The sequence below is a fragment of the Pauljensenia sp. C0170B4 genome (genome assembly GCF_056590235.1).
Map to the genome: position 1 here is coordinate 58,568 of NZ_JBWPVS010000005.1, position 26,030 is coordinate 84,597.

Here is a 26,030-nt window from a genome sequence, read left to right on the forward strand (position 1 = left end):
GAGCTAAGTGCATCCTGCGGTAGGCAACCGCGCCAATTAAGGATTAAGGAGAATGCAGTGGAGAAGGACCAACCGGATCTCGTTGTGGTGGGTGCGGGCCTATTTGGACTGACGATCGCACAACGAGCTGCAGAAGAGCTTGGACTCAAAGTCGCCATCATTGAGAAGCGCTCCCACATTGGTGGAAACGCATGGTCGGAAGAAGAACCAACCACCGGCATTGAGGTCCACCGCTATGGCGCTCACTTATTCCATACATCCAACGAGCGGGTGTGGGAATACGTCAATCGCTTCACTTCTTTTACGAATTACCAGCATCATGTCTACACCACTCACAACGGCGAAGTGTTTCCCATGCCGGTCAACTTGGGCACCATCAACCAGTTTTTCCGCGCGGCGTACACTCCCGACCAGGCGCGCGCGGTCGTTAAAGAGCAATCCGCCGAACTGGGTGACAAGAAGCCGGAAAACTTTGTCGAAAAAGGAATCTCCCTTGTCGGGCGTCCGCTCTATGAAGCATTCTTCATGAACTACACAGCCAAGCAGTGGCAGACAGAGCCAGAGAACCTTCCCGCATCGATCGTCTCGCGCCTGCCAGTTCGATACACCTATAACAATCGGTACTTCAACGACACCTATGAAGGGCTGCCAACCGACGGTTATGGCGCGTGGATGGAAAAAATGGTGGACGACCCGAATATCACGGTGTACACCGATACCGATTTTTTCGACGATTCACACGAACTCAGCCGATCCCATGTTGTCGGCAAGATTCCAGTTGTGTACACCGGCCCGATCGACCGTTACTTTGACTACGACGAGGGTGACCTTGGATGGCGCACCATCGACTTGGAAGAGGAAATCCTCGACACCGGAGATTTCCAGGGAACATCAGTGATGAATTATGCAGACCTGGATGTTCCGTACACCAGAATTCATGAGTTCCGCCATTTCCACCCCGAACGCGACTACCCGGCTGACAAGACGGTAATCCATCGCGAATACTCCCGTTTTGCTGAACGAGGCGACGAACCGTACTATCCCATTAACACCAGCGATGATCGCGAGCGTTTGGAAAAGTACCGCGCCAAAGCTGACAAAGAGCCCAATGTGTTGTTCGGCGGCAGGCTTGGAACATATAAGTACCTCGACATGCACATGGCGATCGCCTCTGCGCTGACGATGTTCGACAACGTTCTTCAGCCTCACTTCGCTGATGGTACGCCGCTAAAGTCAGGAGAAAACAACTGATGAGCATCACGTCACACCAGGACTACACCCAGGTCGCGCGAATAGTCTTTCCCGCACAGGGGGAAGAGGATCTGCTGCCCCTGTATGTAGATTTCGGCCGGGCACACAATTCGACAGAACCCATTGATGCCGGCAGCAAGAAGGCGCGCAATGCCACACTGCGTAGTCTTGCCATGCAACGCCATGGGGGCGAAGACCATAGCGCATTGATCAACGGGGACTCGACAATGAGGCTGCCTGGAGGTCTTCGAGTCTCATTCGCGTCAGTCTTTAACGCGTTTCCCGCGAGTTACTGGCGCCAGTGGACCCGTGCGACAGCAGCACGTCTCGAAGTGACGATCAAAGGACGCGCATCGGTTCTGGTCTATAAGTCCAACGCTCAGGGGCGCTTTGTGCGTATCGACTCCGCAACGGTCGATTCGCGGACCGTTGAGTTCGACATTTCACTGAAGACGTTTGCCGATGGCGGCTGGATCTGGTTCGACGTCATTGCATCAGATGAAGACGCGCAGTTCCTCTCCGGATGCTGGAAAGTGGACGCGTGCCCTGACGGTGATGCGTCCCTGTCGATCGGCATCACCACCTTTAATCGCCCTGATTACTGCGCAAAGACAATCCTCGCCCTTGGTGAAGCCGAAAATCTGAAGGATATCCTCAAACGGGTATACGTCGTCGATCAGGGCAACAAGTACGTCAGCGATGATGAGCTCTATCCGAAAGCAGCGGAGTCGCTTGGCGATAGGCTCGTCATGATCCACCAGGGAAATATGGGAGGCTCCGGTGGATTCTCGCGCGGCATGTACGAATCGGTACAAGCTGACGAGACAGAATTCCACATGCTGCTTGATGACGATGTCATCGTGAACCCCGAATCAGTCGAACGTTTGGTTCGCTTCGCATCACTGTGCCGTAACCGCACGATCGTCGGTGGGCAGATGTTCGATCTTAATGACCGTGCAGTTGCTCACTCCTTTGGCGAGGGAATCAATACGTGGCGCTGGCTGTGGGGACCTGTTCCGGGAACTGAGAATCGCATTGATCTTGCACTGGCTAATCTCCGTCAGCGTCGTGAACTGCACCGCAGACTCGACGTCGACTACAACGGCTGGTGGATGACGCTCATTCCTGTCTCAGTGATCAAAGAAATTGGCTTGTCCTTGCCGATCTTTATCAAGTGGGACGATCTTGAATACTCGCTGCGCGCCTCCGAGCATGGCGTGAGCACAGTGACCCTCCCAGGGGCAGGTCTGTGGCACGTAGCGTGGGGTGACAAAGACGACGCACGCGACTGGCAGGCGTACTACCACGAGCACAACAGGATCCTGACGGCTCTTCTGCATTCGCCATATGACCACGGTGGCCGCCTGCCGTACGAGCTCACGACACTTGACGTGAAGCACTCTGTATCTGCTGAATACTACGCCCAGTCAGCGCGACTGATGGCAGTGCGCGATATCTTGTCTGGCCCTGAGCATCTCCACCGCACCCTCAAGACGCGCATGCAACAGCTTCGTGAAATGACGAAGAACTTTACTGACGCGCAGTACAAGTCAGAGCCGGACGCCTTCCCGCCGATTAATCGTCTGAGCCGTTCGCGTTTCAAGAAAGGGCTACCCAAGGGGCCAAATATGCTGACCTTGGCGCCTTGGACACTGAAAACACTGATCCGGTTGATGACGCCTCCGAAAGAAAGCGCAAAACAGCATCCGGAAGGATTTGTTGCACACGCTGACTCGAAGTACTTTATTTTGAGCCAGTTTGACTCTGTCCTCGTCACGAAAGCGGACGGCTCTGGCACAGCATGGTACAAACGAGATCCACGGAAACTGCGTAAGCTCCTGAGTCAGTCAATTTCGGCCAGAAGCCAACTGATCAGCCGCTGGGATGAACTTTCAGCGCAATATCGACAGGCTCTTGCGCATATCGTCTCGCTCGACGAGTGGGCGAAGACTTTTGGTATCACGTCCAATGAATCAAGTGAAACTGCCGCCGCGGAGTACTGATCGAACAGAATTCTTCCATTGATGACTAAAGAACTGAGCGAATACCCACTTCGAGCGCCCGGCCATTCGGCCGGTTTGCTCGACTTGGGACGATGGAGTTTCCTCCTGCGCCTGTTGGTGAAGAAAGAACTGCGGGTACGCTACAGAGGGTCCGCGCTGGGCATGGTGTGGAGCTATGTAAAACCAGCGGTCCAACTGGTCGTTTACTACATCGCAATGGGTAAATTCATGGGCCTGGGTCGTTCCATTCCCAGCTACGTGGTCTACCTGTTCGCCGGCATGGTGATGATCAACTTCTTCAACGAGATCCTGTCCAACACCACGCGATCGATTATCTGGAACGCTCCGCTGGTGGGCAAGATCTATCTACCACGCGAGCTATTCCCGGTCTCAAGCTTGTGGGTCGCCTTCGTCCATGTTGTTCCGCAGATCGTTGTGCTGATAGTCGGAGCACTCCTCTTCGGATGGAGACCAACCCCAGTGCACATTCTGGTCGGTGTACTTTCAGTGCTGACGATCGGCATGTTCTCCCTCGGTTTAGGTCTGCTCTTCGCGGCTTTCAACGTCTTTTTCCGTGACGCTGAAAACTTCGTTGACTTGCTGTCGATGGTTGCTATCTGGGTCTCGCCTGTGTTCTACCAATGGCATATGGTGGCGGATGTCTTCCCTCGGTGGCTTGTCAACCTCTACATGCTGAACCCTCTTGCGATGGGCGTCGAACTGTCTCACTTCTGCTTCTGGGCACCGACGCAAGGCGTTGTCGAAGCCGGCCGTACGAGCTGGGACCTCATGGCCCCAAGCATGCCCGCACTGATGATGGGATCCTTCGTCATTGCGTTTGGTGTGCTGCTCATCGGCCAACTGGTCTTCCACCGTCTTGAAGGTAAGTTCGCACAGGAGTTGTAAATGAACGATCCTCACAATTCTGGGTCCGAAGCCCTCGAGATGGTCCGGCTTGAACACCTCGACAAGGAATTTCGGCTGCGCCACACCCGTTCCATCAAGGAATACGTGGTGTGGACCCTGAAGGGGCGCAAAGATGAACTGGACGATTCCTTCAAAGCACTTGACGACCTGTCATTGTCAATCCACCAGGGTGAGTCCGTGGCACTGCTCGGCTTCAATGGCTCAGGAAAATCCACCACGCTCAAACTGATCAGTGGCGTGATGCGCCCCGATCAGGGCACTGTTCTGGCCCGTGGCAGAATCGCCGGTTTGATTGAAGTTGGCGCGGGAATGCACCCGGATCTGACCGGACGCGAAAATATTTACCTGAATGCGGCGATTCTGGGCATGAAAGAAAAGGAGATCGACGAAAAGTTCGATCAGATCGTGGCGTTCAGCGAGATCGAGAAATTCATCGACACTGAGGTGAAATTCTACTCCTCAGGTATGTACATGCGGCTTGCTTTTTCCGTTGCCGTCCACTGTGAGCCTGACGTCTTCCTGGTCGATGAGATCCTCGCCGTGGGAGATGAGCCTTTCCAACGCAAGTGTATTTCGAAGATGGAAGAGCTTCGGGGTACCGGCCAGACGCTTGTTGTTGTCAGCCATGACCTCGAAATGATAAAGAACATTTGTGAGCGCGGCATCGTGCTGGATCATGGAGTCAAGAAGTTCGATGGGTCAATCGTTGAGGCCGTCGACTTCCTCCGCGCCTCTCGATAAGAACCAGTGTGCCGCCGGAGTGGGGGCCACCCGCGCTGTGCGAAGCCGCCAGAAGGCTAAGGGCGCAGCTGCGCGCGTTCCTGGGTGGCGATGCGGGCGATCTGGTCGGCAACGGCTGGATCGTCTGGGTCAAGCCCGCCGCAGGCGATGATGACCAGAGGGCGGCTGCGGCTCAGCGCCCAGAGCAGCAGACTCGTATCTGCAACCAGGCCCCGGCTCATCACAGCGATACGAGGCGGCAGGTCGATGCTGCCGCGCAGGGATGCCGGCGTAGCGCTGTCAGTGCGTGGAGATCCGGGCACAGCACTGTCACCGCGTGGGGACTTCGTCACGCCACCGTTACCATGCGCAGACCCCGGCGCAGCGCCCTCATCGTGCGCAGCGCCAGGCGCGCCGCCGTCAGTCTCCCACAACTGCCCCCACGCTAGATTCGAGGGCTCATCGACCCGCCAGCCGGCAGAAAAAGTAGGCAACTCATCAACACCGAAGTCCGGCACATCGTTGTACCCCGACACCTCAGCGATCGCATCCATCATCGCGCCGGGCAGGTCCCCGTCCCATTGCAACGCCAGCGCAGACAAGTTATGCGCATACACACTCACACCGGCCTCATCAGCGGCGCACGCCCGCTCAGACACCTCGCCCGTGATCAAAATGTCGGCGTCCCCCTCGTCCATGAGGGCCGCGTCAACGGTGCGCCACCCGCACAGCCACGAGGCACCCGCCCACAGGCACCCTTGCCACGAAGACGGCATGTCCACGCAGATCCGTCCGCGCGGCTGACAGTCCTGATCGTCGAGGGCGACCTGCCCGCTCGGCGCGTTGATGCTGCGACTGTCACCGCTGCCGACGCCGGCAAGGTCACCCCACTGGTTCATCGCGGAATACTCCATCAAAAGGTTCGCGATCTTGGAGAACCAGCGGGCCAGAACAGGGCCGGAGAGCTCGGTGCGCTCAATGGGGGAGGCTGCAAGGTCGTACCACGTCAGTAGTGGCAGCGGCTGTCTTTGAAGCAGGCTGACCAGCTGATGAAGAGTCATACTCGGTACGTTAGCGAAAAAGGCGGGGGAACGGGGGGTGTGCCCGCGCAAACCCGTGACATTGCAGGCTGAATAACGGTTAGGTCACCGTGAGTGGCCACGCTAACCCGCGATGCGACACAGCGACAACTCGACACGCCGAGTGGCGGAGAAAAAATCGCAAGCGAACTTGACACCGGCGGATAACAACGGTGTAATTCAGGTACGAACTGTTTACGGCGAGGGGACGATAAATCGTGTGGAACATCCTGGGTGACGGACCTCTGACATGGTCCGAGGCTGCGGATGTCGAGGCATTTGCCCGTGCTGATGGCCCGCTGGCGTGGCAGCAGCATGCGCTGTGCGCACAGACAGATCCAGAAGCCTTCTTCCCGGAAAAGGGAGGATCGACGCGCGAAGCGAAAGCCGTGTGCCAATCATGCTCAGTGCGTGAAGAGTGCCTGGAATACGCATTAGCTCATGACGAGCGATTCGGAATCTGGGGCGGATTGTCCGAACGGGAGCGTCGCCGCTTGCGCCGTGCCGCTGGCTGATGACATGACCTCCAGCGCTTCGCACCGCTCGGCGCACACTACGCCACCCTCGTCCAATCCTGAACAATCAGACGCTGACGTCTCACCTCATGGCGATGAGCCAGGTTCACGCCGCGCGCGCAGCCACACTGCTCACGGCGTTGTCGCCGTGCTGGTCACCCGTTCGACGAATGACAACCGTTGCCGCGCAGCCGCGGTCAGTATCGATTCCCAGGCCGAACAGCCCGAACACCTCGTCATCATCGATGCGGAAGCTGGGGATCCCCGGCCACCTCACACTCCCGCCCAGGCTGACAAACACGCCACGCTCGACGATGCCATTCGTGACTTCACGGTTCCGACCACCTTCGTCTCAACACCAGGTGCGCGCAACCTCTCTGACGCCATCCACCGTGCATATGCCGACAACGATCGCGTGGCTGAACTGATCGATAATTCCACGTGGCTGTGGATCATGCACGATGACTGTGTGGCGCACCCACAGTGTCTGTCTCGTCAGTGGAATACCGCCCAGAGCGGACGCACAATCGGCGTGGTCGGTGCCAAACAGGTCGCAATGGACGGCTCACGCCTCCTTGAGTTGGGTATTCGCGCCACCCGTTCAGCACGGCGAGTCGACACAGTAATGCCCGATGAGATCGATCAAGGTCAATACGATGACACGTCCGATGTCCTCGCGGTCGGCACCGCCGGCATGCTGGTAAGCACGCAGGCATGGACGAAACTGGGCGGCTTGAGCCCCTACCTCGGACCTTTCGGTGACGGACTGGAGTTCGGCCGCAGGGCGCGGCGCGCCGGGTACCGCGTCGTCGTTGACCCGAAGGCACGAGTACGACATGAACAGGCCAGCCTGCGTGACCAAGGCGCTGACCATCCCGATGACGCGTCTTTCCAGGTACGCCGCTATGCCCAGTTGTTCAACTGGATGGTGGCTGCACCATGGTGGCAACTGCCGCTGCTCATGGTGGCTCTGACCGTGTGGACACCGCTGCGTGCCATCGGCAGGATCATGACCAGTGCCGCCCACCTGGCGATACCTGAGCTGAGCGCCTGGCTCAAGCTGATCGCACACACGCCCGACCTGATTCGCGCACGCCACCTCGCCGCCCGCACCGCCACACTGCCCCGACGAGTACTCGCATCAGTGGAAGCCAGCCCACGCGAGGTGTGGCGCGCCCGTAAACTTCGAGCCCGCACCATTCGCGCACGCAACGACATGGACGAGGGCGACCCCATCCAGCATGCCTCACTGCGCAGCTACCGCATGACCAGTGCTGTGACGTTCACAGTGATGACCGTGATCACTGTCGTACTCAGCATCGTCCTCTGGCACTCGCATCTGTCCACCCTGCGCGGAGGTGCCTGGCTTGCATTGCCATCGACATGGAAACAGACGGCGCAAGCCGCGCTGACATGGTGGTTGCCGTCAGGCAGTGGAATTGCTGCTGTTCCTGACCCGTTCCTCGTTCTTCTCACGGTGCTCATTGCGCCGTTGTGCGCCTTGGGAGTATCCCCAACGTATGCGACTGCTCTTTTGCTGGCCGCAGCCATACCGGCATCGTGCCTGACAATGTGGGCTCTTTCGTGCGCTGTGACGGCGTCACTGCGCCTGCGAGTCGTGATGTGCATGGTGTGGACCTGCGCCCCGACATTGCTGCTGGCATTACTCCAGGGACGTCTCAGCGCCGCCCTCGTCCACGTCTTTCTTCCCCTGGCAGCGTGGGGCTGGATCCGACTGATCAGCCGCGCAAAGCCAACACTGGTCGTCCCGAGCGCTGATGGGGTGGCAACTCTTGACCGCCATGTCCGTGCCGGCGGAGCGTGGGGGATTGGGGCAATCAGCCTGGCCGTCATCGTGAGCGCGGTGCCTGCCCTGATGGGTGCGGCTGTGCTGATCGCCGCCGTTGCACTGATGCGGTGGAGGAGGCGTGCCGCCGTCCTCGCATGGTCCCTCGTGCCTGCTGGAGTTGTGATCACCCCATTGGTCAGCGCGGCGATCCGCACTGGCGGTACAAGCTGGCATGCGCTCATTACGCCTGGCGGTGGAACACTTGCAGTTCCTCCTGCACAGGCCTGGCAGATTGCACTGGGTCTGCCCTTTGACATTCGTGCCCCCTACGGAGAACTCAGCAGACACAACCCGTCGGTGTGGACGTGGCTGAATATTCACGGTTTGACCACAGCGCTCATCTGCGGGGCAGTCGTTATTGTCATGCTGGCGGTGTGCGCCCTGTTGAGCATCCTCCCTGTGCGTGTCCATGAGCCCTTCACCCGCATGTGGGGAATGGCCGTGGCAGCGCTGAGCCTGTTCGCAGCCTACGGTGTGAGCACAGTGCCAGTGGCACTGGGGGCCGATGCTCATGCCCCTGCCGGATGGCTCGCTGCAGACACGGTAGCCTATGCGTGGCCCGGCCCCTTTATTTCACTGGGACTGTTGGGCATGACCCTCGCGCTGTCAACGTGCGACAGTCCGCACTACACGGCCAAGGCTGAAGACGGTGAGCTGACTGTGCGCATACGCGCATGGTCGCAGCGCCCGCCTCTCATCCGTAGCGCAGCCACCGCACTGGTTGCCTGCACCGCGCTGGTCCCCATGATCGTGTGGGTCACGATGATGATGGCGCCCCCAACGGCGAGCAGAGTCACCGCCACATCGCGCCCGGCCCTGCCAGCTGTGTCCACTCACGCACAGGAATCACCGCGAGGCGGACGCACCCTCGTGATCGCCCCACTCGAACCGTCCGCTGAAGCGTTTGGCTCAGCCGAGGGGACAGGCGCGGCCAGTCCACATGATCATCAGGAAGACGAGGCCGCGACGCGCGCTCACGGCGCACTGGCCGCGTGGATCCTGCGCGCCCAGGACGTGTCATGGACCGATGATTCAGCGCTGACACGATGGGCCCGTCTGATCGCAGTCAGTCCGAGCGAGGCGGATGGCGATGCAGCCCTCCCAGACCCCGTATCCGCGCAGCTTCTCAGCGCACTCGCCACGCTGGTTGCGACCCCTGACGAGCAGGCTGCGCGCATCCTGTACCAGCACAACATCGACACAGTGGTGTGCACCGGATCGAAAGGTTCCCACGCGGCTGCTTCTCATTGCCAGGCCAACGTCGAAGAATCACTCGACAAAGTGGCGGCACTGGAAAAAGTAGGTGACACGGATGCGGGTGCCCTGTGGAGAGTCCGACCAGATTCGGCCCAGCCCGCACACTTACGGATCGGCACGACGCCGATTGACTCCACTCAACTCGGCACGTCAGTCGCCCTTGATACTGGAGCAGGGGTGGACGAGGGAGCCCCTGCCACCCTGGTGTGGGCGGAGCGTTCAGATGCGCGCTGGCATGCCACTGTGGACGGGCGCGCACTTGAATACGTGACACCCTCGGAAGCCACCTGGGCTCAAGGCTTTGCACTGCCAGAATCGGGGCAGCTTGTCATCACCTGGTCGTGGTGGCCGCAGACCCTGTGGCGCGTTGTGCTCGCTGTGGCCGGAGCCGCCTGCATTATGGGCCTCGTGCCACTCAGGAGGCGCACATGAGTACCGCGCACGCACCCACAGCCGTGCCCCGCACGAAGCTGGCACGCTCACGGCGACCGATGGTCGCCGCACTGATCACGATTATGGCTATCGCGTCAATCTGCTACCTGGCCGCACGCTCCGCCACAACGCAGCCCAGTGCCATCGGCCCGGCCCGTATTGAAGCTCCGGTTGTGACGGCGTCCCCCTCGTCAGTGACACTGGGCTGCCCGGGAGGCCTGGACGACCCGCAAGCCGTCGGCAATACGCGGATGCCGGCGCAATGGTGGGTGTCACCTGCCGGATCCTCTGGTGTCAACGCTGGCGGGAACGATGCTGCAAAGAACGAACCACACGTGGCACTCACCGTGACAGGAGAGCGTGTGCAACGTGCCACCGCGCTGGTGCTGTCGGGAAACGGCGGAGGAGAACTGCGCTCCTTGGTGCTCGACACATGCCGACCAGCTCTGCAGGACCAGTGGGTTGCGCTCGGAAGTACTCTCGTGGGTGAGGACGTGGTGCTCCAACTGGTCAACCCATCCGACAAGTCGACACAGGTTTCCATCGATGCAATCAGCGAATCTGGCCCGACCACCACGCCAGGACCTGCCGTCGTTGTCCCGCCCCAATCACGCATGTCGCTGCTGGCAGCCTCCTGGTTCCCAGGATATGAGCGCCTTGCACTGCACGTTCGAGCCGACGGTCCCGGCGTCATCGCCTGGGCACAGTCATCCGGCATGAACGGTGAGACACCGTTGGGACTGACGCGAATTGCAGGGCAGCCAGCATCGCTGGACTCCGTCATAGCGTTGCCGGATCGCACCGCACTCGAATCAGCAGCCATCCGTATCGCCGTACCCAGCGGAGAGAACGCGCAGGTCACGTTGAGCGTGCTGAACCCCGTGGGAACAACGCCGTTGGCCGGCACCGACCAGCTCACCGTGGACAACGGGACAGTTCTGGATGTGGATATTTCCACGCTGGATGACCAGGCTCGTGCAGTTCGCGTCCAATCAGATGTGCCCATCGCGACAACCGTGATGGTGAAGACGGTTGGGAGCCAATGGAACGGGTCGCAGACGCACTGGGAAGACAGAGATGCATCCGTCGGGGTCGCTCCCGTCACGACGCTCACCATCCCGGCTCGCCAGGACCTCGGGGCGCTCCTGAGTGACATTCTGGCTGAGGAGCAGGTGGCGCGTCCAACAGCCCTCGAAACTGCCAGCGGTGCAGAACTGAGCACCATGTCCGTGCTTGTCACCACCGGCGCGAACGCCACACAGGTGAGTATCGGGGACCTCACACACGACTTGCCAGCCGGGACAAGCACGCAGATCGATCTGGACGAAGCAGCTCAGCAGACACTCGAAGCCAGCCAGCCGGTCCACGTCAGCCTCGCACTGAGTGTGAAGACACCGACAGGTATGCTTCACGCGGTGACAGGGCTGGATCACGCCGGGTTAGGACAAGGCCAGGAAACGATCCTCATGACGCCCAGCCGATAAGCGGACCGGACTGAAGCGACTACATGTCGAAATACTCTTCGAGCTCGTCGGGCGGAATCGCCAGAATATGCGAAATACGGTCAGCCAGAATCTGACGCATCACCGTGTCCATGTCTGAGCGCGCGCTGTGCAGCTCCATCGCCCGGCGATACACGACGATACGGTCACGCAGCCCGCGCCGGCGATCAGCGGGAAAAATGCGGGCAATGACCACCGAATGGTCCTCCCACGCAGCAGGATCGGACGGTGGAACATCCTCCACACCGAATTCAATGGTCGCCACAGCTGGCCACCGTTCAGTCAGCTCACTGACAGCATCTTGAACGCAGCGCACAAACTGTGCGCGCCGCGTCATTCGCGCAGGGATGCCCGGAACAAACTGTGGTCCGCGCGTCCCTCGTCCGTGGCGATCACGACGACCTTGACTCCGTGTAGGCACATGGCCACTGTAAGCGATGACATGGCGAAAATGGCAGTCAACCTTGGGTGTGCCTCCACGCAACCGGCGTCAGGCCACCCTACAGTAGAAGGCGTGATGCTGGCTCGACACTGTTCCAAACCCGGATGCGCAGGGGCTCCTGTTGCAACATTGACGTATGACTATGCCGATTCGACGGCCGTCCTCGGTCCACTGTCAACAGCGAGCGAGCCGCACGCATACGACTTGTGTGAACGCCACGCGAATAATCTGACTGCCCCTCAAGGATGGCAAATCGTGCGTTTGCAGAGCTCGTTTGACCCGGCACCACCATCGGCCGATGACCTGATGGCGCTCGTTGACGCAGTCCGCGATGCCGCCCACACCGATTCAGCCTCACCAGTGGCTCAATGCGTCGCGCACCACGCCCAACAAGGCGACCCGGCTGCCCCCTCGTCAATTGACGGGAAAGACACACCCAACCGCCCCTGGCAGGCTGAACGCGGCCCCTTCGCTGGTGATCACGAGGCCAGAAAATCACGGTTCCATGTGATTACGACACAGGGAATGACTCCTGAGGACAAGGAATAGTTCAGGCAGCACCGATCTCAAAAGGCACGGCGCCTGCGCGTGACCTTTGAACGTCATCACGGTGATGGCGACGCACGTCGCGCACATACTCGCGATTACGCAATGTCACCAGGAATGCCGCGATGAAACGCTCCGCATCAGCCGTGGGCGGGGCAGGTGAGACATAATCCAGCAACGAGTGGGCGTACTCCGATGTGAGCTGAGCGCGCTGAGCTGGCGACATGGTTGCGATCGTGCGCATCAGATACAGGCCGTACGCCCTCACGTCACTTCCAGGATCAGTGAACAACGCAGTGTCAGCCCATCGCTTCAACTCCGGTGGCATCACCAGGGGAACAAAATGTGCCGGCTCAGGCAGTCGGACCACGATCGTTCCTGCAGCGATATCACCCAGACGCTTTGACTGCTTGTTGACCAGCGATGTCACCGCGGCAACCGACCCCATCGTCATGAAAATTTCCAGGAGCGCGGACACCGCTCGCATCGCGATCTGACGCATCGTGACAGGACCACCGTCATCTCGAACAACCTGCAGGTGGAACGCCCATTTGCCCAGTGAGCGACCATGCGTCAAAAACTCCACAGTCATCGGGGCGATCAGGAAGATCATCACCATCGTGCCGATGATACCGATGCGTTCCAGTGACCATGAGTCAAAGGTGCCCAGAAACGTCATCAGCAAGAACACGCTGCCGAAGGTGGCGATATACACATACATATCGATAAGGAGAGCCAACCCACGCACCACGGGGGAGGCGGGGTAGACGTCCAGGGAGACACCCTCGCCGGTTTTCAACCGGTTATCGGAAATCTTGCGTACGGGCGAGACGTTTGGGCTCATGTATGACATGCTAGCTCGAGTGGACATAGATGCGCTGAAAGCTTCGCGGTCGCCTTCATGGGATCGACTCCATACGCTTGCACGGATGCGCCGCCTGGACGGCGATCAGATTGACGAACTCAGCCTGCTGTACAGGCGTGCATCTTCGGACCTGGCGATGATACGCGCCACCATGCCTGATCCGGACCTCATCCACCAACTGTCCAACGACCTGGCGCGAGCGCGTTCACGCCTGACCGGAACGTCAGGCGCATCCCTGGTTGGCATGGCTCGATGGTTCAAAGTGACGCTGCCTGCCGCACTGTACGAAGTGCGGTGGTGGACAATCGGCATCATGGCGTTGTTCCTGACGATTACCATTACTGAAATTGTGTGGCTCGGACGCAACCCCGCTGCCATTGAAACGCTGATGGAGCCAGAAGCAGCACGATCATTCGTCTTCCACGACTTCGTGGAGTACTACTCACAGGACACGAACGCCCAGTTTGGCGCATCCGTATGGTTTAACAACGCATTTATCGCCATCCAGATGATCGGCGCGGGTATCACCGGAATCATGCCGTTCGTGATCATTTACAACAATGCTGTCTCCATGGGGGTAACAGGTGCGCTGGTTGTGCACTATGCGGGGCCAGCTTTCTTCCTGCATTACATCCTTCCGCACGGTCTGCCCGAGCTGACGGCGATCTTCATTGCCGGTGCGGCAGGGCTGCGCCTGTTCTGGGCTCTGATCAGCCCAGGTGGTACCACCCGCGGACGAGCCCTTGCGCGAGCTGGCAGGTCAATGGTGGTGATTTGCGGCGGCCTGGTGATCCTCCTGGCACTCTCCGGTTTCATCGAAGGATTCGTGACGCCATCATCATTGCCGAACTGGATTCGCATCGGCAGTGGGGTACTGGTCATCACCGCACTGTGGCTGTACACGTTCATCCTCGGAGGGCGTGCCCACAAGCTCGGGATCATTGGCGATCTGGAATCGGATGCCGGGTACGCGCAACCCGTTGCTGCCTGACCTGTGCTAGGCCAGTCCCTGGCCTTTCAGCTGCACATACAAGTCAGCCAGTTTGGCGCTGAGCAGACCCGCCGACACGTCGAGCGTCATCACACCGATGCGATTGAGTTGCTCACAGGCCTGACGGATCTCACGGCGGGCAGCGGAAGCAGCTGCCGCGCCATACACCTGATCAATCGTGTCAGATTCTGACAGCATGTGATCCAGATGCGGGTCACGCGCCGAAGCTACGACCACACGATGATTGCGCGACAGGGCTGCCACAGAATCCACAAAGTCAGGATCTGACCCCAACGGCGGAACTTCGGTAACCAGGACCAGCAGCGAATGGTGATGCACCATGCGCCCTACTTCCACGATCACCTTATTCCAGTCAGTAGGTTCAACGGTGGGCTGCACGCCGGCAAAATCGATCGCCAACTGGTTGAGAAGGCGCGGCCCCGTCAGACCGCTGACACGGGCACGCACCTGACGGTCAACCGCCATCACGTGCACCTTGTCCCCACCTCGATCAGCTAAAGCCGCCAGAAGCAGCGTCGCTTCAATACCTGAATCCAGGCGAGGCGCCGACCCGACATCCACCACGTCAGCGTCATGCGTATGTTCTTCAACTACTGAAAGGTCGCTGCTGCGAATCATCTCCACATCTGTGGGGCCCAAAAGCAGGGATCCTGCGCGCCCGGTATCCACAACGATCACCACGTGGCGATCTCTTTCAGGGCGCCACGTGCGCACCATGAGGTCGCGTGAGCGGGCAGTGGCACGCCAGTCAATGTCACGAGGGTCATCACCGATGACATACTCGCGCAGAGAATCAAACTCGGTGCCCGGTCCGCGCAGAACCGTGGCCGTCGACCCATCCAGATCGTGGAGGCGCTGCAGTCGGGACGGGAGTAGGCGGCGCGAGCGGAACTCCGGGATCACTGTCAGCGTCAGGTCAGCTCGCAACGACACCTGACGGGACCCCAGCCGAAGTGGACCCCACGCGCGCACGGTGACAAAATCAGAAAAAACCGTGCCACGCCTGGCAGGAAAAATCGCTGTCCGCAATCGCGCCTTACCGTGCGCCTCGAGACGCACATGGTGACGACGAGGGTCCTGGCGCACCGACGGCGGCCATGCATCGCGCACATCCATGTGCACGACCCTGCCGGAGGGATTTGCCAGAGTGAGGGTGCAGACTGAATCAGTGCCGGCACGAATAGGTGAAGGCGTCTCCCTCGTGACTTCCAGCCTTCGCGGCGAAAGCGCGAGCGCACTGTCAACCAGCACCATCGCCACCACGAGGAGGAACCACGCGACCGTCAATGTCATCGTGGGGAAAAAGATGATGGGGATGATGCCAAGCGCCGTGAGGGCGACAGCTCTCCACGAAGGGATAATCACCGTGGAACCGCCACCGTCGCCAGGACGTTGTTGATCACTGCCGTTTTTGTCGTACCTTCCAGTTCTGCTTCAGCATTCAGTGAGAGACGATGCGCAAGAGTTGCCGGCGCCATCGCCTTGACGTCATCAGGAGTGACAAATGATCGACCCATCAGGAACGCCCACACCCGCGACGTGGCCAACAGGGCGGTACCGCCTCGTGGCGAGACACCGAGCGATGTTGCCGGGGAACGACGGGTTGCCTGGACAAGATCGACGATGTAGGCGATTACTGCGTCGTCCACGTTGATGTGCGCAGCAGCCTTTCGGGCCAGAGCCAGATCATCAGCCGTGGCGACAGGTTCCACTCCCGCCTGTCTGAGCTGCAGAGGATCGAATCCGCGCTGGTGACGCGCCAGCACTTCCCGTTCCACATCTGCCTGCGGAAGCGGCATGTCGAGCTTGACCAGGAAACGGTCCAGCTGCGCTTCAGGCAGGGGATAGGTTCCCTCCTGCTCAACGGGGTTCTGCGTGGCGACCACCATGAACGGCTCACGCAGACGATGAGTCGTGACATCAACACTGACCTGGTGTTCTTCCATTGCTTCAAGCAAAGCGGACTGGGTCTTTGGTGGGGTGCGGTTGATCTCATCGGCCAGCAGGATATTCGTAAAGACCGGGCCTTCGCGAAACTCGAAGGACGAATCGCCCGCGTTCCACACCATCGACCCGGTGATGTCAGCCGGCATCAGGTCGGGCGTGAACTGGACTCGTGTCATCTCAAGATCCACAGCCGCAGCAAGGGACCGCACCAGCAGTGTCTTCGCAACGCCGGGCACACCCTCAATCAGTGCATGTCCGCCTGCCACGAGCGCAATAATCAAGCCGGTGACGGCCTGATCCTGGCCGACAACCGCTTTGCTGATCTCGGAGCGGATCCGCAGCAAGGATTGCTGGGCTGACTCGAACTCTTCTTGAGAGAACTCGTGAGAAGACTGGTGAGGTGGGGTGCTCATCTGGTCATTGGTCATCTGGTCACTCATGGCGAATATCAGCCTCCAATTGTTTGAGTTCCTGTGCAAGGCGGGCAAGATCCTGATCGTTGGTGGGGGCCGGCCCCCACAATGTGTCGTCAGCACGCATCACATCCACACCTGAGGCTCGAATTGCCTCGGTCAGCGCGGCGCGTGAGGAATGGTCAGTGACCCCTAGGCGGCGGGCAATCCTTCGTGCCGTGTGGACGCGCAACGACGTGGCTGCGTGGGCGTGCGCACGGTTGGAACGCAGGAGTCGTCCTCGTCCCTGGACGGTTTCAATGGCGGGGACAGGCGTGGGCAGGTTTTCAGGAACGAGGCGACCAAGACGCACGCCTTTGACCCACGCCAGCATTGCCATCGTCAGGCCCAGCAGTAAAATTCCGTATTTGAGCCACAGCGGCATCGGAGGGGCAGGTGCGGCAACCGTCGTGCCGGCGTTCAGTGAGCCCACGAACCACACCAGGTTCGCGTTGCGGCCCAGGGTGTTCAACGCCAACGCAGCATTACCCGCCTGAGCGATCGTCTTGTTCTGCACCACCGCCCCGCCGGGAATAATGGCGCGGAACTGGTCACCCTCGATCTTCTCAGCGTAGACAAATTGGCCGGAAGACTGCTCGAAGCACCCGGTCCACGGTTCGTGCACGCTGACTGTGACCTCGGACTTCGAAATCTTTCCGGCCCGTTTGGCCGCCTCGGACCGGCACGTTGAATCCTCCAGCAAACGAACCGTCGCAGGGACGTCTGGTTTCAGGACACCAGGCAGAAGCTGGGACGTGCCGGCAAACGTGACGCCGTTGAATTCCGGGCCGGTCATCTGACCGTTCGCGATCCACACGATTGAGTCGATCCGGTCGGTGTACATCTGAAAATTCAGTGGCACCACATCTCCTGCGACTGCGAGCGTGGTATCAGGCTGCTGAGCGCGGGCGATAGCGTCCTCCGGCGAAGACGTGACGAAGACATTCACCCCTTGTTCGCGCAGGACTTCAATGAGGGCGGCCGAGCCTTCATCGTGCAGATTTCCGGCGGAAAATGGGCGCCGATCCTGCGAATTGGTCGGGATAATCAGCAGGAGCGCCATGCACGCGACAATGATGCCGATCAGGATCAGCAGGGGTTTGCTTTCGCGCAGTCGTTGCCGTGCGGACAGCGTGGCGACCGTGGCTCGTTGCTGATTCACCTGGCCCCCTGGGCTGAGGGAACACGGTCAGCGTCTGAGGGTGAGTGTTCAGATACTGAGCCGTCTGGAGACGAGTCGCCTGACGGTGGGTCACCTGCGAGTGATTCGCCTGAGGAGGTGCGTGAAGTGCGTAGCGCTTTCGTCAGTTTCATCAGGCGGGTGACATCGTCACGTGTCGGAGTTGACCTGCCGTATAGGACAGCATCGAACAGCGCGGCCGCATTGACGAGGGAGTCGCGCGAGTCTGGAAACTGCGCGCTGGCAGCCGTGGCCGCTTCATGAGCGGTCAGGCCAGGCGTGGCACGCACGACGTCACGCTCGTCAAGACTCAGGACCAGGTAGCGCATTCCCCAAATGAACGCCTGTGCGAAGTCCGCCTCTTTCAGATAGCTAGATGCGTTGTCATGCGCCTGGCGTGCGGAGACGTCCTGGTCGGACATGACCGAATGAGAACGCACACGGTTGCGTAGGCGAATGGGGTTGAGGATCAGCGCGACAATGAGAAGCACGGCAAAGACAGCCAGCGCCACCATGAGAATCTTGAAGCCGGGCAATGTAGGGAAAGACTGCTCCTGAAGAAATCGCAGGATGCGCTGCAGGAGTGTCTCACCGGACTTGTCGACGGGGTCTGGAAACTGATAGCGCGTCTTGGAAAGCTCGCGTTGGAGCCACTCCTGAGCCTCTGGGGCATCCGGAGTGACGGGCACGTCCAGGTTGACGATTCGCATCAGTGGCCTGCCAGTCAGGCGCGGGCAGCTTGAGCCAGGGCGGGGCCGAGGTTTTCCTTGCGCATGCGTTCATCGACATACATCAGTGTCGTAAAGCAGGCGACGACCGGCAGCGTGATGGCTTGCGCGATCGTTGTGCCCAGGACGGACGAGACGAACAAAATGGTGGGGGAGCCGGTCAATGCGAGCAGGCCCGTGACGGCACCGACCACGCCGCTGGCGACAGATACAAGCGCAGTGAGCAGAATGTAGATCAGCGCGTAGCGTCCGAATGTGCGCCAGAAACTGCCTTTGGTCAGCTTCCATGAGCGTTTGATGGAGTCGATCAGGCCGGCGCGTTCGATGACGATGACGATTTCGACGTACAGGAGTCGAATCAGCAGGAACAGGTAGACCAGTGAGAAAATGAGTGCCGCGACGGTGGCAACAAGGAGCATGATGACAATGCGCTGCATGTCGCTTTCCTGAGCACTTCCCAACTGAGTGAGCACGAAGATCATCAGCGCACCGATGGCGATGCTGGGGATCGACAGGAGCAAACCGTACAGGGACAGCACGCCTACGCGTGACTTGATCTGGTTCCACGCTTCCGCCAGTGTGCACGCCCTGCCCAAAACAGCGTCCTGAACGGTTGCGCACAGCACGCCGGTGACCAGCACGGTGGAGATCGTCAGAAGAACGGTGGTAGTCACCGCGTTGATACCGAGGTTGGTGGCGATGCTGGACAGGTCGGACAGGATGAAGTCAATGAGAACGGTTGGGTCTTCGTCAGTTTGGTCGATCAGCGGGAAAAGCTTGTTGAAGACCGAATCGACCGTCAAAGACGAGATGATCGCGGTGATCACTGCGACGATCAGGACGACGACAAGGGTGAAACCGAAAACAACAGACGGGTTCGAACGCATCGCACGGAACGTTCCCTCGAACAGTTCACCGATCTGGAGAGGGCGCAGCGGAATGACCCCTGGCTTGGGGTCACCCAGGCCCCATTGCTGCGCCCGAGGAGCATTCTGCGGGGCAGGGCCGGCACCGGGAGCAAAGTTCTGATCACCGCCCCCTGGCGCCGAGTGGTCGCTTGCATGCGACCACTGGGCGGAAGCCTGTGAGGCTGGCTGGCTGGGTGCGGCGAATTGGTCAGATCCATTGGCAGGCGGAGCGAACGACGTGCGCTGTCCCCACCGCGGTGGCGGAGCACCCCAGGATGAATCAGGCCCTTCACGTGAGTCGGAACCTGGCTTATAGGCTCCGGCGTGGCCAGATGCCCCGCCGGTAGCGGTGGAATCAAATTGTGATGCGGAAGACGCGGATCCAGAACCTGGTGCTGACCAGGAAGCGTCGTGGCCGGCTTCGGGCGCGGTCTGATTGGCCTCGTAAGGCGGAGACGACGATGCGCCCTCCGATGCCGATTGGTCGAATGTACGCGACTGATCGCTTTCACTCATGGTCTGACTCCTTGGACATTAGTGTCAGTGCAGTGATCGTTTTTAATCGTGCCATGAAGTCATGGACAATTCTATTTTTCACGACCGTGAGTGCCACAAAAGGAACGGAAGTTGAAAGCGGGTCGACTGTAAAAATTGTCCATTTCGTGACACTATTGTGATTATGGCAGCACATATCCTGGTGGTAGATGATGACGTCGCACTGGCGGAGATGATCGGCATCGTCCTCGAATCTGAAGGCTTCATCGTCACCGCAGTGGAAGACGGTGCTCGTGCGCTCGATGAATTCCACACCGATGCTCCAGATCTGGTGCTGCTGGACCTGATGCTGCCGGGAATTGACGGCATTGAAGTATGTCGTAGGCTTCGGCGCGAATCCGACGTTCCCATCGTCATGCTGACGGCACGCTCCGACACTGCTGACGTGGTGGCCGGACTCGAAGCCGGTGCAGATGACTACGTACCCAAGCCGTTCAAACCCAGGGAACTTGTCGCCCGTGTGAAGGCCCGCCTGCGAGGTCGAGACGAAAGCGCCGAGGAACACCTGCGCCTGGGCGAACTGTCCATTGATGTGGCCGGACACGTGGTGCGCCGAGGCGGCGAGACGATTGCGCTGACACCGCTCGAATTCGACCTGCTGGTTGCGCTGTGCCGCGCCCCATGGAAGGTGTTTACGCGCGAGGAACTACTGGAAAAAGTGTGGGGCTACCGTCACGCTGCCGACACTCGTCTGGTCAACGTCCACGTCCAGCGTCTGCGCTCGAAGATTGAACGCGATCCGGAGCGCCCCGAAATCGTCATTACTGTGCGCGGAGTGGGGTATCGTGCCGGAACAGGGTCGTGACACTGCACCGGAATCGGACGCGACCACTCGGCAACCGCGCTGGCATGAACGCCTGTGGCTCTGGCAAAAGGCACGCAGCTCGCTTTCAGTGCGTATCGCCCTGTCACTGTGCGCCTCGGCGCTGGCACTGCTGATTATCTTTGCTCTGATCACGTCCGAGCAGCTCACCGACAGTGTCTTCGATAACAGGAAAGACGCCATCTTGGAGGACGCTGGTGTTCGATTCGCTTCCGCGCAATCCATGTTCGACCAGTCGACAGCCTCCAGCCCTGACCAGGTTCAGGAGCTGGCGCGTCGAATGGTGGCTAATGTGCGTGGTTCAGCTGCCGGCGCCGGAGCAGTGTCGGTGATGGTGCTTCGCTCGCCCTCGTCCGACACTAATTTCCGCATCAACGAAATTATCAACGTCGACTACTTGACAACCATCACGGACCCACTGCGTGACGCGGTTGTTGAATCGACCAGCGGTCAGTGGCAATCCGTGGCGCTGCACGACAGGGATGGCAGTGAACAGCCGGGCATCATCGTCGGCTCTCAGGTCAACCTGCCGCGCGCCGGGCTGTACGAAATGTACATTATCTACTCGCTCAAACAGGAACAGAACATCATCACGATGGTGATGCGCTCCCTGGGCTGGGCCGTCATCCCTATTGCGATCGTGTTGCCGCTGGCAGTTTTCCTGATTCTGTATCACCTGATGGGTCCGGTGCGCATCACCTCGTCCGCCGCATCGCGACTGGCCGAGGGCGACCTGCACGCACGCGTACCGGTGACAGGTGTCGACGAAATGGCTCGCTTGGGACAGACCTTCAACAACATGGCGGATTCCCTGCAACACCGCATCACCGAGTATGACGAGCTGTCGAAACTCCAGCAGCGTTTCGTCTCCGATGTCTCACATGAACTGCGCACCCCGCTGACCACAATCCGCATGGCGGAAGTGATGATCTGGAAGGATCGCGACAACTTATCCCCATCGACGAAGCGATCTGCCGAGCTCCTTCACGAACAGGTCGAACGCTTTGATTCCATGCTGGCTGATCTGCTGGAGATTTCCCGTTACGACGCCCGAAGTGCCCTGCTGGATGCCGAGTCCACGGATCTGCGTGCACTCGCAGCGAAAGTGGTCAACGATCACAGTGAACTCGCTGAGCGTCTCAACGTGCCGATCATCATCCACAACCCAGAAAACAGATGCGACGCAGAGATCGATTCGCGCCGCGTCGAACGAGTTGTCCGCAACCTCGTTGTCAATGCGATCGAACACGCGGAGCGCCGCGCCGTTGATATCGACATTGCCGCCACCGACACCGATGTCGCCCTGCGGGTGCACGATCACGGCGTGGGGATGAGTGAAGAGACCGTTTCCCATGTCTTCGACCGTTTCTTCCGAGCCGACCCCGCTCGCACGCGCACAACGGGTGGAACCGGGCTGGGTCTGGCAATTGCGCGCGAGGACATCAACCTGCATGGCGGCACCATTGAAGCCTGGGGCGTGCCGGGAGCAGGATCTTCATTCGTCATCACGTTGCCGCGCAAGGTGGGCACAGCCGTGGCATCCCGCCCGCTGGAACTTTGGAAGGATGAATGGGGCGAGGGACGCGAGGATGGTTCGTCCGAAGGAGGCGAGGCGGAATGAGGCTGAATCGAATCGCGCGTGCATGCGGTGTGCGGCACCGGTCAGCAGGTTCGCCCGTCTCGCAGTCGCCGGTCCTTATGCGTGCACTCGCATGCGCAACAGGCATTGCGATGGCATTGTCAGCTGCTGCCTGCTCAGTGTTGCCGACTGCCAGCTCGCCCCACCCGTTCGACGTTCCCACGCCATCAGCCGAACCGGTTGAAGTGGCGGCAGGTGGCCCGGCTCAGGGCAGCACCCCGGACATGTTGGTGTCCGATTTCCTGCTGGCGTGCGCTGCCGGCACAACTGACGATTTTGCAGCGGCGCGCCTGTATCTGACCGAAAAAGCTGCCCAGACGTGGCAGCCGACCACAATGATTCAGGTGTATGCGACCGCGTCGACACCCTCGACACAGTTGCAGGAAGGTACGGGCGATGTGACGACAGAGGTCACTGCCCCCGCGGTCGCAACAATCGACGCCAACGGTGTGCTGACACCCTCCGAATCGGGTTCTCAGATCGCACGGTCGTTCCACTTGGTCCAGGAAGATGGTCAGTGGCGCATCGATTCTCTGGACGATGGGGTCATGGTGTCGGAAGCATCCTTGGCAGCCTCCCACCAGCTCGTTTCCTTGTATTTCCCGTCCAATGACGGGGGAGCATTGGTGCCTGATCCGCGGTGGTATCCGATCCGCCGTCTGGCTACTCACCTTATGGAAGGACTCCTCGCAGGACCATCCCAGTCGATCGCGCCGGCCGTCACCTCGGCGATTCCAGAAGGCGTAGCCCTGGGCGCAGGAGGAATCAGCGTTGACAACCAGGTGGCCAGCGTGGCGCTTAACGGGCAGGTCGCGCCGGTACAGGACCCGACGGAACTGTACTGGCAGATCTACACCACGTTAACGCAATCCACGTCCGTCACCTCGGTGCGCATTGTGTCTGAGGGTGCGACGATCGAGGACCTGGCAGTGCCGCTGGGTCCCGACTACCGCATGGACAGTGCGGTGGGGATTTCAGATACAGGTTTTGTCAGCGTATCTGGCAATTCCACGCGCCTGCTTCTTACCCCGGAGCAAATTGGGCCAGACGCGTCAAAGCCGGCAATTGGACCCACCTCTGATGCTGCGATGGCGTGGGTGGGGCAGGACACTGTCTATATTGCTGACGGTGATGGCGGGCAGGTCGCGCATCCGGTCGCCTCGCCATCATGGCCCTCAGTCGACCGCTTCGACATGGCGTGGACAACGTCGTCAACCACGCCCGGTTCTCCCATCTACATCATGGGGCTGGGCGGCACCTACATTGAGCTCCCCTCACCATTTGACCACTCCCACACTATTCACTCGGTGGAAGTCTCACCCGACGGTGCGCGCCTGGCTCTGATCCGCGAAGTCGGTACGACCCGTTCGGTGTGGGTCGCGCCGATCGTGCGTGACCCTCAGGGAGTGCCGACCAGCATGGGTACGCCCATCCAGGTCAGCGCCACGTCTGCCACGGTCAATGACGTGTCGTGGGCTGGCACCGTGACGCTCGTGTTCGACGAGTCCGCCTCGGATTCTTCACCTCAGATCCGCATCGAGCCCCTGGGTGGATTCGGCTCCACCATGCCTGTGCCTGGTGAGGTCGAAATGATCAGTGGAGGGGCGACACCCTCGAACATCTACATCCGCACCCGAGAAGGGAACCTGTATTCGCGTTCAGGGTCGGTGTGGCAGGCCGTGGGCGCCCCCGTTCGCGAGATTTCCTATCCGGGCTGAGACGGGTTATCCACAGAACGGCCCGTGTGAGTCGACACGAGGCACCTAATGAGGTCTGCTGGAGGAGTGGATTACGCCGACGCAACTCACCTTTTGCATCACACATTGACGAGGGTGTCCCATGCACTGTCGGACCTGATCTTGCCCGTGCAATGCGTGGGGTGCGGTAAGTGGGATGCGATCCTGTGCGAGCGTTGCCGTGCCATTGCCACGAATGATCCGGGCGCCTGGCAGGCGGTTGAGGTGAACGAACAGCAGATGATCATGGCGTGGGCACTGGGTGAATATGCGGGAGCGCTGCGTTCGATCGTTCTGGCTGCCAAGCATCGTCCACGCGTAGATCTGAGTGAATTTCTGTGGCGCTGTGGGATCACGCTGGGGGAACATGTGGCGCGCGAGGCGGCGTGGCGAACACTTGATGCGGATGAAATATGGGTTGTGCCGGCTCCGTCACGCTTTGCCAGGCGTTTTCGCGGACAACTCGTGGCGCTCGATGTGGCGCACGGAGTAGCGGTGGGTCTGTTGCATGCGCGCGTTGATGCTGATGGTGGGCGCTCGCGGATGCGTGTGCGCGTCATCGATGCAGTGCGCTTGCGTGTGGGAAGCAGCAGCCAGTCTGGGAAAAGCGGGGCTGCTCGCGCCGCAGGACGCAGCGGGTCGATGATTCGGCGTGTCGATATTGTGCCCAAAGTGAACGTCATCCTCGTCGATGATGTGATGACGACGGGGGCGACGGTGCGTGAAATGGCGCAAGTGCTGGGACCGTCGGTTCAGGCGGTCGTCACCCTGTGTCGGGTCAGTGCGACAGGCACACCCCAGTAACGTGAAATACGTCACGACCATGCATTATGATGGAAGGCACATAACAGAAGGCAGGTCGGTTCCGTAACGTCGGGCCTGCCGCGATACAGGGGGTGATAGCAACACTCACCGCTCATCGCAATGAAGCGTGAGCACTGTTGACGTGGGCACCGGGCCCACTGAATCTCTGGAGGAGACATGGACATCACAATTGTCGGACGTAATGCCGAAATCCATCCGAATTTCCGTGAGTACGTTGAAGAGAAGGTGTCGAAGACAACGCAGTTCTATCCGCGGGCACAGCGCGTGGACGTGGAATTGACCCACGAAAGGAACCCGCGGCAAGCCGACACCGCTGAGCGTATCGAGCTGACGGTCTACGGGAAAGGCCCCGTTATCCGTGCCGAAGCAACCTCAGCGGACCGTTATGCGGCAGTTGATATCGCAGCGGGAAAGCTCTTTGAAAGGCTGCGTCGTGCGCGCGACCGCGCGAAAGATCATCGGCGCCATTACCAGCCACACCCGCATGAGGAGTTCGATCCGCGCACCCTTGAATCCGAACTTGAACCCGAGGCAAAGCCAGCCGCCGCGCCTCGTGCCGAACTGAAGAGCGCGTACGACCTCAAGCCGGGTGAGGCCCGTGAAGAACAGCTGGGTGATTCTCCCGTCATTGTCAGGCAAAAAGTCCATGAAGCTGAGCCGATGAGTGTGGATGAGGCGCTCGACCAGATGGAACTGGTTGGTCACCCATTCTTCCTCTTCGTCGACAAGGAAACACACCAACCGTGCGTGGTGTATCACCGTCACGGCTGGACCTACGGTGTGATCCGCCTGAATACTCGAATCGGAGAAGGCGAATCGCGAGACGACTAGGCGAAA

22 protein-coding genes are annotated in these 26,030 nt (G+C 59.9%); 14 read left to right on the plus strand and 8 right to left on the minus strand.

Going from position 1 to position 26,030, the window contains the following annotated elements:
- Positions 1-57 precede the first annotated feature (57 nt).
- From glf to AC1EJ1_RS07670, 4 genes are read left to right on the plus strand one after another with little or no spacing between them, the layout of a single operon-like run.
- Positions 58-1,251 (plus strand): UDP-galactopyranose mutase, encoded by a 1,194-nt coding sequence (glf, locus tag AC1EJ1_RS07655; RefSeq protein WP_480294339.1) that lies wholly within the window; start codon positions 58-60, stop codon positions 1,249-1,251.
- Entirely contained in the window at positions 1,251-3,254 is a 2,004-nt protein-coding gene (locus AC1EJ1_RS07660; RefSeq protein ID WP_480295642.1) for a glycosyltransferase, read from the plus strand. Before glf ends, AC1EJ1_RS07660 begins: the two co-directional genes overlap by 1 nt.
- Positions 3,255-3,275: 21 nt before the next feature.
- On the plus strand, positions 3,276-4,160 hold the full coding sequence (locus AC1EJ1_RS07665; RefSeq protein WP_285015757.1) for an ABC transporter permease: 885 nt from the start codon (positions 3,276-3,278) through the stop codon (positions 4,158-4,160).
- The gene (locus AC1EJ1_RS07670; RefSeq protein WP_058237036.1) at positions 4,161-4,922 is read left to right on the plus strand and encodes an ABC transporter ATP-binding protein; all 762 of its coding nucleotides are present in this window, start codon (positions 4,161-4,163) and stop codon (positions 4,920-4,922) included.
- 56 nt (positions 4,923-4,978) lie between these two features.
- Here the strand turns inward: AC1EJ1_RS07670 and AC1EJ1_RS07675 are convergent, their stop codons facing one another.
- Positions 4,979-5,962 carry a hypothetical protein gene (locus AC1EJ1_RS07675; protein ID WP_285015754.1) on the minus strand — a complete coding sequence of 328 codons (984 nt, stop codon included), beginning with the start codon at positions 5,960-5,962 and terminating at the stop codon, positions 4,979-4,981.
- Positions 5,963-6,225: 263 nt separating this feature from the next.
- Between AC1EJ1_RS07675 and AC1EJ1_RS07680 the strand changes: the two genes are divergently transcribed.
- From AC1EJ1_RS07680 to AC1EJ1_RS07690, 3 genes are read left to right on the plus strand one after another with little or no spacing between them, the layout of a single operon-like run.
- Positions 6,226-6,495 carry a WhiB family transcriptional regulator gene (locus AC1EJ1_RS07680; RefSeq protein ID WP_371935782.1) on the plus strand — a complete coding sequence of 90 codons (270 nt, stop codon included), beginning with the start codon at positions 6,226-6,228 and terminating at the stop codon, positions 6,493-6,495.
- A gap of 4 nt (positions 6,496-6,499) precedes the next feature.
- On the plus strand, positions 6,500-10,033 hold the full coding sequence (locus AC1EJ1_RS07685) for a glycosyltransferase (protein ID WP_480295643.1): 3,534 nt from the start codon (positions 6,500-6,502) through the stop codon (positions 10,031-10,033).
- Positions 10,030-11,517 (plus strand): DUF5719 family protein, encoded by a 1,488-nt coding sequence (locus AC1EJ1_RS07690; RefSeq protein ID WP_285015750.1) that lies wholly within the window; start codon positions 10,030-10,032, stop codon positions 11,515-11,517. Before AC1EJ1_RS07685 ends, AC1EJ1_RS07690 begins: the two co-directional genes overlap by 4 nt.
- A 19-nt stretch (positions 11,518-11,536) precedes the next feature.
- Here the strand turns inward: AC1EJ1_RS07690 and AC1EJ1_RS07695 are convergent, their stop codons facing one another.
- Entirely contained in the window at positions 11,537-11,956 is a 420-nt protein-coding gene (locus AC1EJ1_RS07695; protein ID WP_092648713.1) for a metallopeptidase family protein, read from the minus strand.
- A gap of 93 nt (positions 11,957-12,049) precedes the next feature.
- Between AC1EJ1_RS07695 and AC1EJ1_RS07700 the strand changes: the two genes are divergently transcribed.
- Positions 12,050-12,526: a DUF3499 domain-containing protein gene (locus AC1EJ1_RS07700; RefSeq protein ID WP_092649122.1), complete on the plus strand. Its 477-nt coding sequence runs from the start codon at positions 12,050-12,052 to the stop codon at positions 12,524-12,526.
- A 1-nt stretch (position 12,527) separates the two neighbouring features.
- On the opposite strand, the gene AC1EJ1_RS07705 is transcribed toward AC1EJ1_RS07700, so the two are convergent.
- The gene (locus tag AC1EJ1_RS07705; protein ID WP_157886372.1) at positions 12,528-13,367 is read right to left on the minus strand and encodes an RDD family protein; all 840 of its coding nucleotides are present in this window, start codon (positions 13,365-13,367) and stop codon (positions 12,528-12,530) included.
- Between the two features lie 85 nt (positions 13,368-13,452).
- Here AC1EJ1_RS07705 and AC1EJ1_RS07710 point away from each other — a divergent pair, with 85 nt between their 5' ends.
- Entirely contained in the window at positions 13,453-14,379 is a 927-nt protein-coding gene (locus tag AC1EJ1_RS07710) for a stage II sporulation protein M (protein WP_480295644.1), read from the plus strand.
- A gap of 6 nt (positions 14,380-14,385) precedes the next feature.
- On the opposite strand, the gene AC1EJ1_RS07715 is transcribed toward AC1EJ1_RS07710, so the two are convergent.
- From AC1EJ1_RS07715 to AC1EJ1_RS07735, 5 genes are read right to left on the minus strand one after another with little or no spacing between them, the layout of a single operon-like run.
- Complete coding sequence (locus AC1EJ1_RS07715) at positions 14,386-15,765, minus strand: DUF58 domain-containing protein (protein WP_257590286.1); 1,380 nt, start codon at positions 15,763-15,765, stop codon at positions 14,386-14,388.
- Entirely contained in the window at positions 15,762-16,760 is a 999-nt protein-coding gene (locus AC1EJ1_RS07720) for an AAA family ATPase (RefSeq protein WP_092649119.1), read from the minus strand. Before AC1EJ1_RS07720 ends, AC1EJ1_RS07715 begins: the two co-directional genes overlap by 4 nt.
- A 19-nt stretch (positions 16,761-16,779) precedes the next feature.
- Positions 16,780-17,961, minus strand: coding sequence for a DUF4350 domain-containing protein (locus tag AC1EJ1_RS07725; RefSeq protein WP_092648712.1), 1,182 nt, complete (start codon positions 17,959-17,961; stop codon positions 16,780-16,782).
- A complete protein-coding gene (locus AC1EJ1_RS07730) occupies positions 17,958-18,689 on the minus strand; it encodes a DUF4129 domain-containing protein (protein ID WP_285015743.1) in 732 nt (243 codons plus the stop codon). Before AC1EJ1_RS07730 ends, AC1EJ1_RS07725 begins: the two co-directional genes overlap by 4 nt.
- A gap of 14 nt (positions 18,690-18,703) precedes the next feature.
- The gene (locus AC1EJ1_RS07735) at positions 18,704-20,131 is read right to left on the minus strand and encodes a DUF7847 domain-containing protein (protein ID WP_058237027.1); all 1,428 of its coding nucleotides are present in this window, start codon (positions 20,129-20,131) and stop codon (positions 18,704-18,706) included.
- 163 nt (positions 20,132-20,294) lie between these two features.
- Between AC1EJ1_RS07735 and mtrA the strand changes: the two genes are divergently transcribed.
- The 5 genes from mtrA to hpf all read left to right on the plus strand — a co-directional run bounded on the left by mtrA (position 20,295) and on the right by hpf (position 26,024).
- Positions 20,295-20,975, plus strand: a complete 681-nt coding sequence (mtrA, locus tag AC1EJ1_RS07740; RefSeq protein WP_058237026.1) for an MtrAB system response regulator MtrA — start codon at positions 20,295-20,297, stop codon at positions 20,973-20,975.
- Positions 20,956-22,614 carry an MtrAB system histidine kinase MtrB gene (gene mtrB / locus AC1EJ1_RS07745; protein ID WP_285015739.1) on the plus strand — a complete coding sequence of 553 codons (1,659 nt, stop codon included), beginning with the start codon at positions 20,956-20,958 and terminating at the stop codon, positions 22,612-22,614. The genes mtrA and mtrB overlap by 20 nt, the downstream gene beginning before the upstream one ends.
- Positions 22,611-24,350 (plus strand): LpqB family beta-propeller domain-containing protein, encoded by a 1,740-nt coding sequence (locus AC1EJ1_RS07750; RefSeq protein WP_480295645.1) that lies wholly within the window; start codon positions 22,611-22,613, stop codon positions 24,348-24,350. Before mtrB ends, AC1EJ1_RS07750 begins: the two co-directional genes overlap by 4 nt.
- 114 nt (positions 24,351-24,464) lie before the next feature.
- Positions 24,465-25,172, plus strand: coding sequence for a ComF family protein (locus AC1EJ1_RS07755; protein WP_480295646.1), 708 nt, complete (start codon positions 24,465-24,467; stop codon positions 25,170-25,172).
- Between the two features lie 177 nt (positions 25,173-25,349).
- Positions 25,350-26,024, plus strand: coding sequence for a ribosome hibernation-promoting factor, HPF/YfiA family (gene hpf, locus AC1EJ1_RS07760; RefSeq protein ID WP_058237022.1), 675 nt, complete (start codon positions 25,350-25,352; stop codon positions 26,022-26,024).
- The last annotated feature ends 6 nt before the right edge of the window (positions 26,025-26,030 follow it).